We start from the raw sequence: 19,506 nt of genomic DNA, 5'->3' as shown, positions 1-19,506 counted from the left end.
TCACACCTCACATTCCAGGCTTTTCAACAACGAAAACTTCCATTAAGTTCTCAAATTTAGCTGCTGGTTTAATTTTTGCTATATGTGTGAGACCAAAATCTCCAACCTCTCTTGAAAGTACTGTACCGACTTCTATTCCCTCAGGAAACAATTTACCTAAACCTGAAGTAATAATGACATCACCTTCTTTTAAGATATCATTCTGATTGATCTGACTCATAATCAGTACATTTTCCTTCTCATCATAACTTTGAATTATGCCAAAAGACTCTTCACTGCCTAACACCGTTGCTGATATTCCTATACTATTATTAAACTGGTCATTAAAATCTGTCAACAACTGAACCGTTGCGTTTAAAGGTGTTACTTCACTAATTCTTCCTATTAAGCCATCGGTTGTTGTTACAAGCATATTTAATTCCATCCCATGCTCAGATCCTAAATTAATCGTAATTGTATCGTTAAATGCATCTGGATTTATAGAAACAACATGTGCGATGTGAAACTTATAGTCGTTTATTTTTTTTTGTTCCTCTGTAAATTGAAGTTCTTCCATCAATCTCTCATTTTCTTCTTCCAGTCTATTCAACTTCGCTCTATCCCTTGCATATTGAGATAGAGTTAATTTTAAAGCTTTGTTTTCTTCATGAATGACTTTTAAATCAACTATATTCTCAAAAAAACCCGCTATATATCCAGCGGGCCTATAAATCAATCCTTGCATCCATGATACAGAGTCTTTCAAAAATTTCTCAGGCCAGATGAAGTTATCCCTCTTTTCAATTGAACTAATCCCCATAAGCGCTGTGAAAAAAATAAGACCCAGCAATAATAAGATAAGTTTTTTATTCCCAAAAAGCTTAAACAAACGAACACCTTCTATTCATTCAACAATTATCTTCTATTACGTCCTTTTTTCTTATCTTTATAGATATGAATATCCTCTAATGCTTTACCTGTACCAATGGCTACACAATCAAGTGGATTATCAGCAACAATAACGGGCATTCCTGTTTCTTGGGTCAATTTCTTATCTAGGTTTCTTAATAAACCTCCACCGCCAGTTAATATGATACCTCGATCCATAATATCAGCTGCTAGCTCAGGCGGACATTTTTCCAAAGTTCCTTTTACTGCTTCAACAATTTTTTCAATTGTATCCTTTAAAGCTTTTGTTACTTCATTTGATGTAACTGTAATGGTTTTAGGTAACCCAGTGATTAAATCACGACCACGAATTTCCATAGATTCAGAATTTTCTTCATCCGTAGCTGTAGCGATTTCCATCTTAATTTGCTCAGCTGTTCTTTCACCTATCGTTAAATTATACTTTCTCTTAATATATTGTGTAATGGAATTATCCATTTCATCTCCAGCTACTCGAACTGAACGATCAGTTACAATACCCCCTAAGGAGATAACCGCAACCTCCGTTGTTCCACCACCAATATCTACTACCATACTCCCAGTTGGCTCCATCACTGGTAATCCTGCTCCTATAGCAGCTGCAAATGGCTCTTCAATCGTATATGCATCCTTTGCGCCTGCTTGACGTGCTGCGTCTTCTACAGCCCTTTTTTCAACAGCAGTTACGCCAGATGGTACACATATCATGACATTAGGGTGTTTTGGGAATAAATAACGTTGTTTCTGAGCTTTTTTCATAAATTCTTTAATCATCGCAGCTGTAGTATCAAAATCTGCAATGACACCATCTTTCATAGGACGTTCTGCTCTAATACTGCCTGGAGTTCTACCAAGCATTCTTTTTGCTTCATCTCCTACTTTAAGCACTTGTTTAGTTTCCGTATCTACGGCCACTACTGAAGGCTCCCTAACAATTATTCCTTTCCCCTTTACAAAAACAAGAGTATTCGCTGTACCCAAATCAATTCCTAAGTCTTTAACAAAGCTGCCAAACATGCCAAATCCCCTTCCTCGTTCCAATCACGCTATGAATTATCTTAAATTTTCTAATTTTGTTTAATAAAAACGAAAATGAATTTATTTGAAACTTATATCATTGTATTACATAAGACCTCTTTCTTTCAAACTAATATATTTTTGATCACCAATAATGATATGATCAAGAATTTCAATACCTATGACTAGCCCAGCTTCTGATAAACGATTCGTAATTTCAATATCCTCTGGACTAGGGGTCGGGTCACCGCTTGGATGATTATGAATACAAATAATTGAAGCACTGCTTCTTTTAATCGCTGCACGAAAAACCTCTCTAGGATGAACAATAGACGCATTTAGACTTCCCATCGACAACGTTTCTTGTGCAATGATTTGATTTTTTGTGTTTAAAAATAAACATATGAAATGTTCTTTTTGTAAATAACGTAAATCTTCCATCATGTAATTTGCGGCATCTTCTGGGGAGCGAACAGTAATTGTTTGTTCCAATGAGCTTTTTGATAATCTTCTACCAAGCTCTATTCCCGCTTGAATTTGCAATGCTTTTGCTGGTCCTATCCCTTTAATTTCAATTAATTGCTCCGTACTTGCATCTACTAAATGACGCAAGCCCCCAAATTCCTTCAGTATTTTTTGGGCTAATGAAACTGCTGATTCTTCAATAGAACCGGTCCTTAACAATATGGCTATTATCTCAGCGTTACTCAATACTTGTGCACCATATTGTAACATACGTTCACGAGGTCGCTCATTTTCAGGTACATCTCTAAGAAATTGATGTATCATCTCACATACTCCTCCTTTGACATTTCTATAAAATATGGATACACAATGTCTAAAGGAATGCATACAAGATATACTTTGCTACCTAATTCGCATGTCCTATTACAGAACCTAAAATTCGTGCATAATCAAATCACTTCTATACCAAACTCTAACAGCATGTCACTCAACAACGATAATGATAATCCAACCACATTAGTATAGGAGCCTTCAATCGAGTCGACCATAGTTGCACCTAGACCTTGGATAGCATAGGCACCCGCTTTATCCATAGGTTCACCCGTGTTTACATAACGTTCTATTTGATCAGTCTGAAGAGATTTCATATGTACGATTGTTGTTTGAGATTTGACAATCTTTTTTCCTGTAGTTAAATCTATACATGCAATACCACTGAATACCTCATGTGCAGCTCCTTGAAGATGCTGCAACTTAGAAATTGCATCGTTCTTATCCTTAGGTTTCCCTAGAATTTTTCCATCTTTCACAACAATTGTATCTGCTCCAATTACAATTCCATCTTTTTGTTCAGATCGAATTTTATCGTATACAGCCACAGCTTTTTTTGCAGAAAGAACCTTTACCATTTCAGCAGGTGTTACAATTTCTGTCAGTGTTTCATCAACATCACTAACACAAATTGTATAAGGTAAGTTAAGAGAACGAATTAATTCTTGTCTTCGAGGTGAGGAAGAGGCTAAAATTAGATTTGTTTTATTCAAAATGTATTGTTCCTTTCAAATATCATAATTTACGATACAGCCAAAAAGCGAAAACAAGTCCTAAAATGTTTGCAATATTTAGTTTAACCTGGAAATCAAAATCATATGATAAAAAACCTAAGTCAGCTGAAGGTTGCCATGTGATATGTGAGGATTTAGTCAAAAAAAACAATGCAGGTACAGGCTCTAGTAGCTGAGATATGATCGAGCCAGTCAACAATCCTATTAACAAAAAAATAATTAACACAAAACTATTTTTTTTCATCACAACCCTACCTCCAAAAAATAACTACTTTCTACTTTTTATCTCATCATTCGCTATGATTTTATATCATTCTCTATACTCTATTATACGAGTTTAGTCGAATTTACACAATCTATGAAAAAAAACTTTAAATACCTTATATTACCTGATTACATTCCACTCTTTTCCTATTAAAATATAATATAGGGAGGAGATTTAGCTTAATGGAAAAATGGAAACACTTCGTCGTTTTCTTGATGATTCTTTTTGTTGTTTTTCCAAATTATGCTCAAGCTTTAAAAGTGGTAATTGATGCAGGTCATGGCGGTAGTGATCCAGGTGCAATAGGTGTGAATGAACTGAATGAAAAGGATGTGAATCTAGATATTTCGTTTAAACTGAGAAATATTTTAGAGGAACGCGGACATGAAGTGATTTTAACGAGGGACAGTGATACATATATCAGCTTGCAAGATAGAGTGAAATTTACAAATCAGCAAAATGCAGATTTATTTGTATCTATACATGCAAATGCCCATCATGATCCATCTATTCAAGGTAGCTTGGTTATTTATTATAATGATAGATACCCAGATAAAAAATACCCTGCAAGCAAAGCCATGTCTACTCTATCACCTTATAGCAGATCGTTAGCACTATCAGTACTAGACGGACTGGTAACCGAAGCAGAAACAAAAGATCTTGGTTTAATGTCCAAAGCCGTTTATGTCGCTCGAATGGGAACTATCCCCAGCATTTTAGTAGAAACTGCATTTTTAAGCAATCAAGAAGATGCTGCTAGATTGTTTGATGATAATGAGAGGCAAAAAATGGCACTAGGAATCGCTAATGGCATCGAATCATTTGAACCTATCACTTTTTGGGATGTTTTAAATCACTGGGCGATGGATTCCATTGTTCGACTTGAAGATGCTGGTTTAATCGGTGGTTATAACAACAGTTACGAACCTAATAGAGGTTTAACAAGAGCAGAATTCTTAGCCATGATGGATCGTATTTTTTATTTTACTAGTGATCAAGACGAGAACATCTCAGAAGATGAAAATGAACAGAATGAGCCACTTGAAGACTTGAGAGATGAAGATGAACAGAAAACCTCTATAACAGAAAACGAAACATCTCAAGAAAATGACCCTTCAGAGCAAGAGAACAGCAGTAATGATTTGCAAAATGAAACATCATCTAATGAAAATGAAACAGCAAATGTTACAGACGATTTCAGCACTACTAAAGAAACAAATACAGAGATTACGAATTTTAAGGATCTATCTCCCGACCATTGGGCATATGCAGTTGTAACAGAAGCCGTAAATAAAGGATATATTCTCGGTTATCCCGATGAAACGATTCGACCTAATGAACCTATTTCAAGAGCCGAGGTTGCAGTTGTTTTTGAACGGATCTGGAATAAAGGTGAACCTATTTTGCTAGATGAGGAGTTTCAATATGAGGATATTCCTCTTGAAAAATGGTACACTGAAGCTGTATATCTGTTAAAGGAGTTCTCTCTTTTAAATGGTATAACAGAAAGCACATTTGAACCTGAGCGTAATATGACCCGTGCCGAATTAGCCGTTATGGTGGACAGATTTTTAACTCAAAAATAACAGATTATATAAAATTCAAATAATTAAATAGAGGCTGGGACAAAACCCAGCAAAAATGAATAAACCGCATGAAATCAAATTTATAAACCTTGATTTCATGCGGTTTTAATTATGCTTATTGTACAAAAATCAGCTAGATTTCAACTTATGTCCCAGCCTCTTTACGATTCTACGACATCTTCGAGATACTCCGATAGGAGTTCTTTATCAAGCTTTTATACTGAAATCTTTTGAAGTAAATCCTTTGTATATATCGTATATTGCATCAGAGCAGTTTGAGTCTGCCATAACAATGAGGAAGATGGATTTTTTTGATATTCTTCTAAAGATATCATAGCAGTGGTTAGAGCACTATTCATCTTTTCGAAGTTTGATTTTACTTCTTCAGGAAAACCTGCATTTATTTCAGGAGTGATTCCTATCCAAGTTTGATGCATGTTTTTAATCGTTTCCAAAGAATTATTTTCAAAGGTTGTGAATGTCTGATCCTTTAAATGTGTTAATGTCAAATTACTAATGATCTCAACAAGCTCAGACCCTTGAGAAAAATATGATTGAACAGCTTCAGCCTCATTCCCATTCCATTTAATTTGTTGAATAGAAGGAATTTCATAGGATTTTACATAAACCTCCAAATTGTCTTGCTGCAGTTTATAGCTCAATAGAAGTGCATCATCGCGATTTGTAGTCATTCCTGCAAATACAAAAAAGTTTTCGTTTAATTCACTTACAGCAGCATATCCGTTAGTATCCAACAATCTTATTGCTTCTTGTGCTCCTTCCTTATTTTCAAACATACCGTTTTGCAACATAAAATAAGTTTGTTTAGGTAAATTTAATTGTAATGTTCCATCTAAATTTAAAACAGGCTGTGGTGTTGTCGTCTGGTCACTCTCATTCAACACTTCATCAGATTCTGTTAAATTTGATTGTATTTCAGTTTGATTATCATCTTTGGTACTTGCCGTTTCTTGACTATCTGAAAAAAATGATAATACAAAGAAACCAAAAGCAATTCCTACAATTACAGCACCAGTGAAAGAAGAGATGATTTTAAACCATGGGCGCCGTGGTTTTTTTACATAACCATAAGGATTTCTATTACCATAAGAACTCTGCTGATAAGAATTTTGATCAAATGCGTTTTGATCATATGCATTTTGATCAAATGAGTTTTTATCATAAGGTTGTTGATATAAATCTTGTTGATTCAAACTTGAGTATTCCGTTTGAGAATCATGATACGAATCCCTCTGATTATCATCTTGGCTCCGATTCCTTTTGTTATAACCAGTATTTTGATAAGAATCTGTTTCTCGTATAAGCTGTTCTAATTTAGCAGTTTCTGCATCAAATGGACTGCTCCATGCCCCATAATCTGTCGTGAACTGATTTAATGGTTGAGAATCTAAGATAGGTTCAGAGAGAGGCTCTTTTTTAACCGTTTTGTCTGGCTCCTCTACAACTGTAAATTCATCTTCGTGTAAAGATATAATTTCCTTTTTGTCTTCATCACTTTTTTTATTTAATTTATGATCCTTTTTATCAAATCGATAGGTTAATCTTGCTTTATCCATCACATTCCCTCCTTGTCCCAATCTTATATATGAACAGAATATGATAGATGCTGATAGATTATGAATAATATTTAATAGTAAAGCTGTGTTTTGAATAAAATGTATAGTTCGAAATATAGAGAATGTAATTCTTTATATATTATTTCTCTCCAATGTTAGGAAGTTTAGTTTTTGCTATGTTCTGATCCAGTTGTTCATATTCATAATAACCAATTGTTTTGTATAGCTCTTTTCTCGTCTGCATTTCATCAAGAGATGCTTCTTGGGTCCCAGTATCAAATATTTCTGTAAATACTTTTTCATAAGCTTTTGCAGCTACTCTTAATGAAGTGACTGGATAAATGACCATGTTGTAACCCATTTCAGAAAATTGATTCGCTGAATAGTATGGGGTTTTTCCAAACTCTGTCATATTTGCCAGCAACGGTGCTTTGATCCATTTTGATGCTTTTATAAATTCCTCTTCTGAGCTCAGAGCTTCCGGAAATATGGCATCAGCACCCGCTTCTACATAAGCATTGGCACGTTTAAGAGCACTATCTAAACCTTCAACTGACTTCGCATCTGTTCGAGCAACTACTAGCAAAGTAGGAGCCGCTGTTTTAATCATTTTAATTTTTTGTACCATTTCGTCTGGTGATACTAATTTTTTCCCGTTTAAATGTCCACATTTCTTAGGTAAAACCTGATCTTCAATTTGAACTGCTGCCACCTTGGCCTCAACCATTTCTTTAGCTGTACGTGCTACATTGATTACTTCTCCGAAACCTGTATCAATATCAACTAATATTGGTAGGTTTGTAGTTCTAACTAATTCACGTGCCCGCTCTGCAACCTCTGTTGATGTTACAATGCCTATATCAGGCAAACCCCGACTTGCAGTATATGCAGCACCTGATAAATATAAAGCTTTAAAACCAATTTTTTTTGCTATAAGCGCTGCCATTGCATCATGTGTACCTGGTAGTTTCAATATTTCTTGTTCATTTATAAACGCTTTCATTTTCTTTGATAATTCTGTTTGACTCATTTCTTGTTCAATTAACCAACTCATATATATCCTCCTTAAGAATCAATTCTTATCTCTTTTCTTCCATACTAACTGGAATAATAAATGAGTTCAAGAACGAAATCGGTAAATCATTTATCTGAAAAATCAAAAAACCTTTCCAGTTCAAATCTAGTTGTCCTGGAAAGGTTCTTTTCTAAATATGATTTAATTTGAAATAGTAAGTTCACCATCTACTAAATTCCAATCCATTTGTGCAAAAAACTCTTTAAAATAATCAACATTTACGTACGTAATTCCGTCTTGTAAAATAACATATTCCGCCGTAGATGGAAGTAACAATTCTTGTTCATCCGTTTTAATTTCAATTGCTCTTTCTGTTTGATTCCAACTAATTTCTCCATTGACCAAAGCAGCTAAGATTCTAGATGGAACAAATACTTCATTTTCTTTTTGAACAAATTCAAAATCATCATAAAAGGCAATATCATTCACTAATACGGAGAAATCATTTTTAATGATTTCTATATTCTCTACTCCTGACATTTGTAGAGCAGTAATTAGCTGTGGTATTTGTTCTTTTACTTCGACACTAGGAATCACACCTACACCATCCACAGTATTTTTTTCTGGACTGAAATACTCATAGGATGTAACAGATAGAACTCCACCATTAGATAAAGGAACCCAAGTTTGAATGTGGCCTTTACCATAAGATTGCTGTCCTACAACAGTTGCTAAATCATGTTCTTGCAATGCCACAGAAAGCGCCTCAGAAGCACTAGCCGTATTTTCATTTACTAAAATAATGATTTCATAATCAACCTTTTCACCATCTAAAATAACAATTGGATCCATATCTTTTACATTGTCTTTTGTAAACATTAATATCTTTTTATCCATAAATTGACTAGCAATATTTTCTAGTGTATATATTAAACCACCTGGGTTGTCTCTTAAGTCCAAAATTAAAGTTTCTAACCCTGTCTCTTCTAATTCATCTAACTGTTCACCAAATGGAACGTCTGCCCCTTCAGCAAATTCGAAGAGCCTCATATATCCAACACCATCGGCAACCACTTCACTAATAACTAATGGATAAGAAACAAGTTCTCTTGTTAAATCTACTTTTATTGTTTTACCATCTCTCACAATGGTTAACTCAATAGCGCTGCCTTCTTCGCCTTCAAATAATTCCTTCATTTCTTCCTGAGTTAGTCCTTCTACTGATGTACCATCAACTTCGCTGATGATATCTCCTATTACTAAATCATTATTGAATGCTGGAGAATCTGGATAAATTCTATCAATAATGAGAGCTTGACCTTTAACTACAGTTTCAAAGCCTAATCCAACATACTCATAATTAAATAAATCTAATTCTTCCAACTCACTTGGTGAAAAATAAGTAGAGTAAGGATCACTTAAATTCTCAACCATTCCTTCAATGGCTTGATCTATTAATTCTTCTTGTGATGGTGTATCCAAATGAAAGTATTCAATATAATCCACTGCCTCATATAACGCATCCGATGGATATAGTTCATATTCGTATTCAGTTTCATCTTCTTCTGCTAAAACATTCAATGGTGATAAAATCATAGAAAATGCGATTGCAAATATAAAGCCAAATTTTAATACTGTTAGTTTGTTGTTTTTAATGTTCAAAATTAGCACCTCTTAATATTATTTAATTATTATTCATATTCAATATTATAATCTACGGTTTCAAAGCTTACTATTTTCCACTTTCCACTTTTGGATTTTTTAAATGTAACTACTTCCTCGTAGCTTTCTATCTCAACTTCTCCAGTTTCCTCATAAGTTGATTTTGTGGTGTATTCAATATAAAAAGTAATCTCATCTTCATATACATACACTGCTTTTGCCTCTTCAACCTTAGTATAAGTATAATCATAGTAAGCAAATAAAAGCTCTTTGTAATAGGATTCAATAAATTCAGCATCTAACATTTCTAGGTAATCTTCATGAAAAGTAGTCTTTAGTTTGGAGAAACTCTCCTCTTTAAAAGCATCTAAATATTTATCAAATGTTGCTAATATTTGGTCTTCGTCTTTGTTTGATATCTCTACATCTGAATCTTTCAACTCTTCCAAATTGAAGTATTCAAATGAGGTAATTTCTATATCATTTATCAGCCATTTGTCATCTTTATGCTTCATTAATGTATAAACTTGTTCATACATTTGATCTAAATAAAATGATCCATCTTTTCTTTCAAACGTTTCTGCAGTAAATACAATCGCTTCGTTATCATCAATGTTTAAAATTTCAAAATCTATTATTTCAAAATCATCATTAAAGATCTCAAAATTCATTTCAATTTCTTCATCAATATACCACTCTTCTATATACTGTTCTTCAAACAGACTTAAAATTTCCATATCCTCATCATCATAAAATTCCTCATATTGATCAAAAAACTCCAAAATCAACTCTTCATCATTTACCTTAGGCTCAGGACTAGTGATAAAGATCGTTTTTGTTGTTCCATCCCATCTTACACTAGCTCCAGTAGATTCTCCTACAAAACGCAAAGGTACAAATGTAGAGTTATTCACTAATTGAGGGGCAACCAACAATTGGATGGTTTCTCCATTTACAATAGCTTCATTACTATCTAGCGTTAATTCAACCTTAATATTGTCATTTATACCAGTTACTGTTTTTGTTTCTTGATCCCATAATACATTCAACCCTAGCTCACTAAATAATACTCTAAACGGAACTAATGTTGTGCCATTTTCTGAAAAAGGCTCTTGATCAAATTGAATTTGTTCTCCATCAATCCACACTTGGATCTTTGATTCTTCTTCACCATATGCAACTGAAGAAAATAGACCAGATAACATAATGAAACATAATAAAATTAAAGTTTTTTTCAATTTTCTATACCCCCACTGTTTATTAAACATTCACATTATTCTTCAATCAAATCAGATTCAGCGTGAATGGTTTCAACAAAATAAATTTTCCAACTTCCATCATCTGCTTTTTTAAAATGGAATAACTCATATACATTTTCTACTTCTTCGGTTACAGTTTCATTTATTGAATCATCATAAAATGTCATATCAAAATTGTAAATAGCAAGAAATTTAATATTGTTTTCATCACTTTTTTGAACAATGGAAGTATGATCAATATCATAACTGTATTCCACATTCTCAAAAATCATTTCCATAAATGCTTCAATATCAATTGAATCATCAAAAATGATTGAATCCTCATGATAATTTGATACAAATAATTCAGCATCCCCTTTTTCATATGCAAGAGTGAAAGATTCAAAAACTTTCATGATTTCCTTTTCATCTTTACTTGAGATTTCAGCATTGATCTCTTTTAATTTATCTAAATTTATTTTTTCATATACTAGAATTTCATCTTCTGAAATCTGCCATAGTCCATCTTTGTTTTTATGTAATGTATAGATGATTTCCTGTCTATTATCTATATAAAATCCACCATCTACTCTTTCATACACTTCAATCGCAAAAACAATAGCTTCATTATTGTCAATTTCGATAATCTCTAATTCTTCCATCGTTGTTTCTATATCCTTTTCTTCAAAAGCATAAGAATATACTTCTTCAAGGTCCATATCGTTATGCACTTCGTACTGCTCATTAAAAACTTCTAAAAAACCATCTAAATCTCTATCATTTGTTGCGGTAAGATAGCGATCAAACAATTCCAAAATCAGCTCTTCATCATTGACCTCAGGTAGAGGGCTAATAATAGAAATCGTTTTTGTTGCTCCATCCCACTGCACGTTAGCTCCAGTGGATTCACCCACAAAACGCAACGGTACGAATGTAGAGTTATTCACTAATTGAGGTGCAACCAACAATTGGATGGTTTCTCCATTTACAATGGCTTCATTGCTATTTAGCGTTAATTCAACCTTAATATTATCATTAATACCTGTTACTGTTTTTGTTTCTTGATCCCATAACACATTCAACCCTAGCTCACTAAATAATACTCGAAACGGGACTAGTGTTGTTCCATTTTCTGAAAACGGTGCTTCTTCAAATTGGATTTGTTCTCCATCAATCCATACTTGAATCTTTGTATCTTCTTCTGCGATTGCAGTCGCTGAAAAGATAAGAGAAAGTATAATCATGCTGAATATAATACGTGTCTTTTTCAAAATATAATCCTCCAGTATTAGTAAATTCAAATGTTAGTATTATTCTAAAATATTAGATTCATCAAATAGTGATTCTAATTCCATTAATTTCCAATTTCCATTTTTTGATTTTTTAAAATGAAAGATTTCATGTAAACCTTCCACACTTTCGGATATTGTATCGTCATTTTCATAATCATAATAACTTATCTCAATATCACGAATTACATACAATTTAGCATATTCCTCATCAGATATGGAAACTACAGAAGCATGTTCTAAATCAATATCTTCAAATTCTGCAATTTCAAATAAAAACTCCATACTCTCCTCAAATACTCCATCTTCTTCTAACACTATAGAATCCTCATGAAAAGTAGACGCCAATAACGCTGCATCACCATCTTCTAAAGCACGGAAGTATTTTTCTAATGTATCTAATATTTTCTTTTCATCTTTACTTGAGATTTCAGCATTGATCTCTTTTAATTTATCTAAATTTATTTTTTCATATACTAGAATTTCATCTTCTGAAATCTGCCATAGTCCATCTTTGTTTTTATGTAATGTATAGATGATTTCCTGCTTATTATCTATATAAAAATCACCATTTACTCTTTCATAAACTTCAATCGCAAAAACGATAGCTTCATCATTGTCAATTTCAATAATCTCTAATTCTTCCATCGTTGTTTCAATATCATACTCTTCAAAAAAATGAGAGGATATTTCTTCTAGGTCTATATCTCTATGCATTTCATACTGCTCATTAAAGACTTCTAAAAAACCATCTAAATCTCTATCATTTGTAGCAGCAACATAGCGATCAAACAACTCCAAGATCAACTCTTCATCGTTTACTTCAGGTTCAGGGCTAGTAATAGAAATCGTTTTCGTTGCACCATCCCATTGTACACTTGCACCTGTAGCTTCTCCTACAAAACGCAAAGGTACGAACGTATGATTATTTACCAATTGTGGAGCTACTAACAATTCTATCGTTTCTCCATTTATAATAGCTTCATTACTTTCTAATGTTAATTCAACCGTAATCGTGTCATTTATTCCTGTTACAGTCTTTGTTGCTTGGTCCCATTTCACATTTAATCCCAACTCGCTGAATAATACTCGAAACGGAACTAGTGTTGTACCATTATCACTAAATGGCTCTTCTTCAAATTCTACTTTTTCCTCGTCAATCCATACTTCTATTTTTGTTTCCTCTGCTCCAAATGCAACTGCTGAAAATAATGTGGATAACATAACTAAACATAACAAAAAACTAATTTTTTTCAAAACCCAACTTCCTTTCTAATAAACTAGCAAAATTACACTTACTGTAAATTATGTATGATATTCTATACCATACACTATTAAATTCAAATAAGCCATATTAATTTTCGATTGATCACCTACTTTCTTAATCCAAATTATGATCCTGCAATTTTACCTAATAAAGACTTTATTCCAACCAAGTTTTCATTATTACTGAATTCTATGAAGTGATTGTTCGTATGTGAGGAACAAAAACTCGCTTATGAATTAGTAGCTTATTTATAATTGAATTTTATTCAAGAGAATCTTGCTTTCAGTGGAAGTTTTTATATCTCCCGCTGAAAGTTAGATGACCTTATCAGGTGAAAGTATGCTGTTATCTCCCCCCCTGAAGAAGAGGGAGTCTTACAGTATGAGAACGTGATAATATAATATACTTATTAACTCCCTTAGGTTATGTATAAATATGTATAAAGAAACAGAATATATATAAAATAACACAATGGCAAAAAAATAATCTACAAGTAAATAATGTATTCTTTAGAAATATAAAAAAATCAAAAAAAAATACTACTCCATAGGACTAGTATTATGAAAGCAATATTTTAGTATAAATCATTTATTCCATTTAATTTTTTCACCAGTTGTTCCGCTACTTTCCATATATCTCCTGCCCCCATAGTAATGACAAGGTCATCTTTAGAGACGTTTTGACTCAAATAGGCTGTAACTTCCTCTTTGGAAGCAATATGCTTAACGTTAGAATTGCTATTTTTTCCAATAAGCTCAACTAATTTTTCAGAATTAATTCCTTCAATCTGCTTTTCTCCAGCAGGTGAGTAAATATCTGTAATAATGACTTCATCCGCTTCATGAAATGCCTTGCTAAACTGTTCAAATAAAAAGTAGGTTCGAGTATACCTTTGTGGCTGAAATACTGCAACAATACGTTTATCTGTAGCTTTAGCAGCAGAGATAGTCGCTTGAATCTCTGTAGGATGGTGAGCATAATCATCTATGACTAAAATATCATTGACTTCTCCTAAAACTTGAAAACGACGTTTAGCTCCACGGAAAAACTTAATTTCATTCGCTATTTGTTCAGGTGATAGACCAGCAAGGGTACAGACAATAAACGTAGCCATAGCATTATACACATTATGTTTTCCTGGAACTGGAAGCTCTACATTTGTTAATAAATTCCCTTTGTATTCAACGTCAAACTTTATTTTACGATCACCCAATTGAATATTTGTTGCTTTATAATCCGCATCTGTATGAATTCCAAAAGTGATGATATCCCCATTTAATTCTTGTATCATTTCCTCTAAATATGGATCATCCAAACAAACAATCGATTTTCCACCATCTTTCACTTGGCTTAAAAATCGAGCATATGCTTGTTTCAATTTCTTAAAATCCCCGTCATAGTTTTCTAAATGATCAGCTTCAATATTTGTAACAATTGCAATTGACGGATGATATTGTAAAAATGATCCATCACTTTCATCAGCTTCTGCAACAACAAATTCACCAGTACCCGCTTTTGCATTACTATCGACGTTTACAATTTCTCCTCCAATAATGTAAGTGGGGTCAAGTTGATTATTTTCCATAACAAGAGCAATCATTGACGAGGTTGTAGTTTTTCCATGTGCACCTGCGATGGCGATCCCTTTCTTTTCATTCATTAACTTTGCTAGCATCTGTGCTCTGTGTAATACTGGAATTTTTAATTTTTCTGCTTCCATCATTTCTACGTTGTCCTTTGACAATGCGGTTGAATATACAACCATATCCGCACCTTGGACATTATTCGCTTTATGACCTATAAATACCTCCGCACCTTTAGCTATTAATTTATCCGTTAAATCTTTACTGGCCACATCCGATCCAGTAACACGATACCCCATTTCCAGCATAACTCGCGCAATAGCGCTCATACCATAACCGCCAATCCCGATAAAATGAACATGTTCAGAAGAGTTATTCAATGTATTTTCACCAACCTTTTTCAGAGTCTGAATAGTGTAGTAAATTAGAGCGAACATCAGAAATTAAATATAAAGTTCCTGAAACAGCTGCTAAATCATGTTTATTAGTTTTATTAATTAAATATTCGAGTGCTTTTTTCCATTCTGGTTCAACTATAATTTCAACATCAAACTTTTTGTTTTTTAAACATTCTTTTGTGATTTCATATAATTTTTGAGCATCGCATTTATTTCTAAAATCAGGCTCGGTTATCACTAAAGTTTTAACTACTGGTAGTATATGTTCTAAATAGCCCCGATGATTCTTTGAATCAAGCATTCCAACCATTAAATGGACTTTTGTACCTGTGTAGAGGTCTTGAATTGTTTTTGCTAAATACTCAGCACCCTCAGGATTATGAGCTCCATCTAATAATACGCGTGGTTTGGAGCCAACGAACTCGAACCTCCCAGGCCATTTCGTCTTTTTAAATCCTCTCTTAAGATCATCCTCTTCAACTATAAGTGCCTGATATTGCCTTAGCACTTCTAAAACCATCATTGCAACAGCTGCATTCTTGAATTGATGCTCTCCTAAGTTTGTAATAGCAACTGAATCAATGGAGCGAAAAGGTCCTTGAAAATGAAAACATTGTTCTTTTTCATTCATACTTACCATTTCATATTGAAACTGTTCATTCAACAGATACAAAGTGCTTCTTTTTTCAGCTGAAGTATGTTTGATAACCTCTATTGCTTCATCTTGCTCTACAGCACTGATTACAGGAATTCCTGCTTTAATAATACCTGCTTTTTGAACAGAAATTTCCGAAATTGTGTCACCAAGTATATCCATATGATCGTGTCCTATATTTGTAATTACAGATGTTATCGGTATAACTATATTGGTAGAATCATACAATCCTCCTAATCCTGTTTCCAATATAACATAATCAGGATAACTAACCCTTGAAAAATACAGTATTGCCAATGTTGTAGTGATTTCAAACATTGTTGGTGAACCTAGTTCACTTTCAGAAACTTCATCAACAATAGGCTTTAATTCATTCACAAGTGATAAAACCACTTCCTCAGGAATATCCTTACCATTCATTTGTATGCGGTCTGTAAATTTTTGAATGTAGGGGGATGTAAACATCCCCACATCATACCCTGATTCTTGTAATACTTGACTTAGATAGGCACAAGTTGAACCTTTACCATTTGTACCTGCCACATGTATAAATTTTAATCTTCGATGTGGATTATCTAGCCTTTCCATCAATACTTTCATTCTTTCTAAACCAGGCTTAATACCAAATGGAATAATGCTGTTAATCCAATCTCTAGCTTCAATATAACTATTAAACATCCTAACCATCCTTCACATTAAGTACAATTCACCATAACCTCTATTTAGTGGTTATACACTTAACCTTGTAGTTCTTTTATACGCTCTAATACTTTTTCACGTTTTTCAGTATAATCCTTTTGTTTCGCTCTTTCTTCTTCAATCACTTTTTCAGGTGCTTTTGCAATAAACCCTTGATTGGATAACTTCTTCTCTACACGTTCCACTTCTTTATTCAACGTTTCAATTTCTTTCTCCAATCGTTTGATTTCTAGATCTATATTAATCAGACCTGCTAGCGGCAAATACAATTCTGCGCCGGTTACAACAGCTGACATTGCTTTGTCAGGTGTTCTCAGTTCAATGTTTAGATCCAGCTTGGATGGATTACAAAATCTTGAGATATATGTTTTGTTATTTTCTAAAATGGACATTATTTTCTCATCGTTTGGTTTAATTAATAATTCAATTTCTTTACTCATTGGAACGTTTACTTCAGCCCGAATATTTCTAACTGCACGAATGATTTCCATCAACAAGTTCATTTGCTCCACTGACTCAGGATTCACTTTAGCTTCATCATATTGAGGCCACTCTGCCAATACAATGGTTTCTCCTTGATGTGGCAAGTGCTGCCATATTTCTTCACTTATAAACGGCATAAATGGATGAATTAATCTCATCGTTTGATCCAATACGTAACTTAATACGGATTGAGTTTGTTTTTTCGCAACTTCATTCTCTCCATACAAATTTAGTTTTGCAATTTCGATATACCAATCGCATAAATCATCCCAAATGAAATTGTACAACAATCGTCCTGTTTCACCGAAATCGTATTTTTCCATAAGACGAGTAACATCTTGAATGGTTTCATTTAAACGATGTAGAATCCATTGATCAGCCGTATCTAAATTCCCTGATAAATCAATATCCTCATAAGTAAATCCTTCTAAATTCATCAGTGCAAAACGTGATGCATTCCATATTTTATTGGCAAAATTACGAGCTTGCTCTACCTTCTCCCAATGAAAACGAAGATCTTGACCCGGTGTACTGCCTGTAGAAAGCATGAATCTCATAGCATCTGTACCATACTTTTCAATTACTTCAAATGGATTCACACCATTCCCTAAAGATTTAGACATCTTTCTACCTTCTGAATCTCTAACTAAGCCATGCATTAATACATCTTTAAATGGTTTTTGATCCGTAAATTCCAAACCACTAAAGATCATTCTAGCTACCCAGAAGTATATGATATCATATCCAGTAATCAGCACATCTGTAGGATAGAAACGTTTTAAATCCTCTGTTTCCTCTGGCCACCCTAATGTAGAAAAAGGCCATAGCGCCGAACTAAACCATGTATCCAACACATCTTCATCCTGCTTTAAGTTTTCGCTGTTACACTTCGGACATGTTTTTGCATCTTCACGTGACACGATAATTTTATCACAATTTTTACAGTACCAAGCTGGTATACGATGTCCCCACCAAAGCTGCCTTGATATGCACCAATCACGTACATTTTCAATCCAACCTAAATATATTTTTTCAAAGCGATCAGGTATAAAATTAACACCTTCATTATCCTTTTGCTGTTTTATAGATGGTTCTGCAAGAGGTTCCATTTTTACAAACCATTGAGTAGATAAATATGGTTCAACAACAGCTCCACTTCTTTCACTATGACCTACTTGATGAATGTGTTCTTCTATTTTAATAAGTACACCTTGCTCTTCAAGATCCTTAATGATTTGTTTTCTACATTCAAATCGATCCATCCCTTGGTATTTACCAGCATTTTCATTCATCGTTCCAGATTCATCCATTACTAAAACTTGTGGCAAATCATGACGTCCGCCAATTTCAAAATCATTCGGATCATGAGCTGGTGTAATTTTTACAGCACCACTTCCAAACTCCTTCTCAACATATTCATCTGCAACAATCGGAATTTCTCTACCTATAATAGGTAAAAGAATCTTTTCACCTATAAAATCAGTATATCTTTCATCTTTAGGATGAACAGCAACCGCTGTATCTCCTAACATTGTCTCTGGACGTGTAGTAGCAACAGTAATCGTTCCGCTCCCATCTGCAAGCGGATATTTCAAATGATACAGTTTTCCTTGTACTTCCTTATATTCAACTTCGATGTCTGAAAGTGCAGTTTTTGCAGCAGGATCCCAGTTTATAATATATTTCCCGCGGTAAATGAGCCCTTTTTCGTATAGTCTTACAAATACTTCACGCACCGCTTTTGAAAGACCTTCATCCAATGTAAATCTTTCTCTAGAGTAATCTAAAGACAAACCAATTTTACTCCACTGTTCACGAATGGTGGCTGCGTATTTCTCTTTCCATTCCCAAGATTTTTCTAAAAACTTCTCACGACCAATATCTTGAGTAGATAAACCTTCTTCTCGAAGCTGTTGAACTACTTTGGCTTGTGTTGATATACCTGCATGATCTGTACCTGGCAGCCATAATGTATCAAAACCCTGCATTCTTTTCATACGAATTAATATATCCTGTAACGTATTATCCAAAGCATGACCAATATGAAGGATCCCAGTTACATTAGGGGGTGGGATCACAATTGTATAGGTTTCTGCATCTTTTCGTTTACCTGCTTCAAAATATTTGTTTTTCAACCAATAATCATACCATTTCTGTTCTGCATCCTTCGGATTATAGGTTGTTGGCATTTCAATATTAGATTTTGTCTCTGACATTTTGTTTTCCTCCTAATTATTCCCTGCAAAAAGAAAAAATCCCCTCTGCAGTCCAGTTTTATACAAATAAAAAAACCTCTCGTCCTCAAAGGACGAAAGGTTCTGCTTCCGTGGTACCACC

At 33.8% G+C, this 19,506-nt stretch carries 15 protein-coding genes and 1 other annotated feature (1 of these 16 cut by a window edge); of the genes, 1 reads left to right on the top strand and 14 read right to left on the bottom strand.

Features of this window, described 5'->3' with window-relative positions; genetic code table 11:
* Positions 1–7: 7 nt before the first annotated feature.
* The 5 genes from mreC to Q5Y73_RS01255 form a co-directional block, all read right to left on the bottom strand.
* Positions 8–868, bottom strand: a complete 861-nt coding sequence (gene mreC, locus Q5Y73_RS01275) for a rod shape-determining protein MreC (protein ID WP_305990037.1) — start codon at positions 866–868, stop codon at positions 8–10.
* A 26-nt stretch (positions 869–894) separates the two neighbouring features.
* Positions 895–1,923: a rod shape-determining protein gene (locus Q5Y73_RS01270; RefSeq protein WP_305990036.1), complete on the bottom strand. Its 1,029-nt coding sequence runs from the start codon at positions 1,921–1,923 to the stop codon at positions 895–897.
* 105 nt (positions 1,924–2,028) lie between these two features.
* Positions 2,029–2,712, bottom strand: coding sequence for a RadC family protein (radC, locus tag Q5Y73_RS01265; RefSeq protein WP_305990035.1), 684 nt, complete (start codon positions 2,710–2,712; stop codon positions 2,029–2,031).
* Positions 2,713–2,837: 125 nt separating this feature from the next.
* The gene (locus Q5Y73_RS01260; protein ID WP_305990837.1) at positions 2,838–3,434 is read right to left on the bottom strand and encodes a Maf family protein; all 597 of its coding nucleotides are present in this window, start codon (positions 3,432–3,434) and stop codon (positions 2,838–2,840) included.
* Between the two features lie 19 nt (positions 3,435–3,453).
* Complete coding sequence (locus Q5Y73_RS01255; protein ID WP_305990034.1) at positions 3,454–3,696, bottom strand: DUF4321 domain-containing protein; 243 nt, start codon at positions 3,694–3,696, stop codon at positions 3,454–3,456.
* A 203-nt stretch (positions 3,697–3,899) separates the two neighbouring features.
* Between Q5Y73_RS01255 and Q5Y73_RS01250 the strand changes: the two genes are divergently transcribed.
* A complete protein-coding gene (locus Q5Y73_RS01250; RefSeq protein WP_305990033.1) occupies positions 3,900–5,303 on the top strand; it encodes an N-acetylmuramoyl-L-alanine amidase in 1,404 nt (467 codons plus the stop codon).
* A 215-nt stretch (positions 5,304–5,518) separates the two neighbouring features.
* Here the strand turns inward: Q5Y73_RS01250 and Q5Y73_RS01245 are convergent, their stop codons facing one another.
* The 9 genes from Q5Y73_RS01245 to Q5Y73_RS01205 all read right to left on the bottom strand — a co-directional run bounded on the left by Q5Y73_RS01245 (position 5,519) and on the right by Q5Y73_RS01205 (position 19,385).
* A complete protein-coding gene (locus Q5Y73_RS01245) occupies positions 5,519–6,880 on the bottom strand; it encodes a hypothetical protein (RefSeq protein ID WP_305990032.1) in 1,362 nt (453 codons plus the stop codon).
* Positions 6,881–7,019: 139 nt separating this feature from the next.
* A complete protein-coding gene (gene prpB / locus Q5Y73_RS01240) occupies positions 7,020–7,910 on the bottom strand; it encodes a methylisocitrate lyase (protein ID WP_371320153.1) in 891 nt (296 codons plus the stop codon).
* Positions 7,911–8,096: 186 nt separating this feature from the next.
* Positions 8,097–9,557 carry a S41 family peptidase gene (locus Q5Y73_RS01235; RefSeq protein ID WP_305990030.1) on the bottom strand — a complete coding sequence of 487 codons (1,461 nt, stop codon included), beginning with the start codon at positions 9,555–9,557 and terminating at the stop codon, positions 8,097–8,099.
* A 29-nt stretch (positions 9,558–9,586) separates the two neighbouring features.
* Positions 9,587–10,795, bottom strand: a complete 1,209-nt coding sequence (locus tag Q5Y73_RS01230; protein WP_305990029.1) for a stalk domain-containing protein — start codon at positions 10,793–10,795, stop codon at positions 9,587–9,589.
* A gap of 35 nt (positions 10,796–10,830) precedes the next feature.
* Positions 10,831–12,066 carry a stalk domain-containing protein gene (locus Q5Y73_RS01225; protein WP_305990028.1) on the bottom strand — a complete coding sequence of 412 codons (1,236 nt, stop codon included), beginning with the start codon at positions 12,064–12,066 and terminating at the stop codon, positions 10,831–10,833.
* A gap of 39 nt (positions 12,067–12,105) precedes the next feature.
* On the bottom strand, positions 12,106–13,341 hold the full coding sequence (locus Q5Y73_RS01220) for a stalk domain-containing protein (RefSeq protein WP_305990027.1): 1,236 nt from the start codon (positions 13,339–13,341) through the stop codon (positions 12,106–12,108).
* A gap of 584 nt (positions 13,342–13,925) precedes the next feature.
* Positions 13,926–15,263, bottom strand: a complete 1,338-nt coding sequence (murC, locus tag Q5Y73_RS01215) for a UDP-N-acetylmuramate--L-alanine ligase (RefSeq protein ID WP_371320152.1) — start codon at positions 15,261–15,263, stop codon at positions 13,926–13,928.
* 58 nt (positions 15,264–15,321) lie between these two features.
* Positions 15,322–16,665: a bifunctional folylpolyglutamate synthase/dihydrofolate synthase gene (locus tag Q5Y73_RS01210; protein WP_305990025.1), complete on the bottom strand. Its 1,344-nt coding sequence runs from the start codon at positions 16,663–16,665 to the stop codon at positions 15,322–15,324.
* Positions 16,666–16,724: 59 nt separating this feature from the next.
* A complete protein-coding gene (locus Q5Y73_RS01205) occupies positions 16,725–19,385 on the bottom strand; it encodes a valine--tRNA ligase (protein ID WP_305990024.1) in 2,661 nt (886 codons plus the stop codon).
* A gap of 85 nt (positions 19,386–19,470) precedes the next feature.
* Positions 19,471–19,506, bottom strand: a binding site (T-box leader); it runs 207 nt beyond the window's last position.

The organism is Chengkuizengella axinellae (assembly GCF_030730905.1).
Taxonomy (GTDB): domain Bacteria; phylum Bacillota; class Bacilli; order Paenibacillales; family KCTC-33759; genus Chengkuizengella; species Chengkuizengella axinellae.
This window is presented reverse-complemented; position numbering and strand designations above follow the sequence as displayed.

What these genes read in the sequence shown, in the direction of transcription:
- Q5Y73_RS01270 (WP_305990036.1), bottom strand. Translation starts at nt 1,923, where the DNA reads ATGTTTGGCAGCTTTGTTAAAGACTTAGGAATTGATTTGGGTACAGCG.
- radC (WP_305990035.1), bottom strand. Translation starts at nt 2,712, where the DNA reads ATGATACATCAATTTCTTAGAGATGTACCTGAAAATGAGCGACCTCGT.
- Q5Y73_RS01255 (WP_305990034.1), bottom strand. Translation starts at nt 3,696, where the DNA reads ATGAAAAAAAATAGTTTTGTGTTAATTATTTTTTTGTTAATAGGATTG.
- Q5Y73_RS01250 (WP_305990033.1), top strand. Translation starts at nt 3,900, where the DNA reads ATGGAAAAATGGAAACACTTCGTCGTTTTCTTGATGATTCTTTTTGTT.
- Q5Y73_RS01245 (WP_305990032.1), bottom strand. Translation starts at nt 6,880, where the DNA reads ATGGATAAAGCAAGATTAACCTATCGATTTGATAAAAAGGATCATAAA.
- prpB (WP_371320153.1), bottom strand. Translation starts at nt 7,910, where the DNA reads ATGAGTCAAACAGAATTATCAAAGAAAATGAAAGCGTTTATAAATGAA.
- murC (WP_371320152.1), bottom strand. Translation starts at nt 15,263, where the DNA reads ATGAGCGCTATTGCGCGAGTTATGCTGGAAATGGGGTATCGTGTTACT.
- Q5Y73_RS01210 (WP_305990025.1), bottom strand. Translation starts at nt 16,665, where the DNA reads ATGTTTAATAGTTATATTGAAGCTAGAGATTGGATTAACAGCATTATT.
- Q5Y73_RS01205 (WP_305990024.1), bottom strand. Translation starts at nt 19,385, where the DNA reads ATGTCAGAGACAAAATCTAATATTGAAATGCCAACAACCTATAATCCG.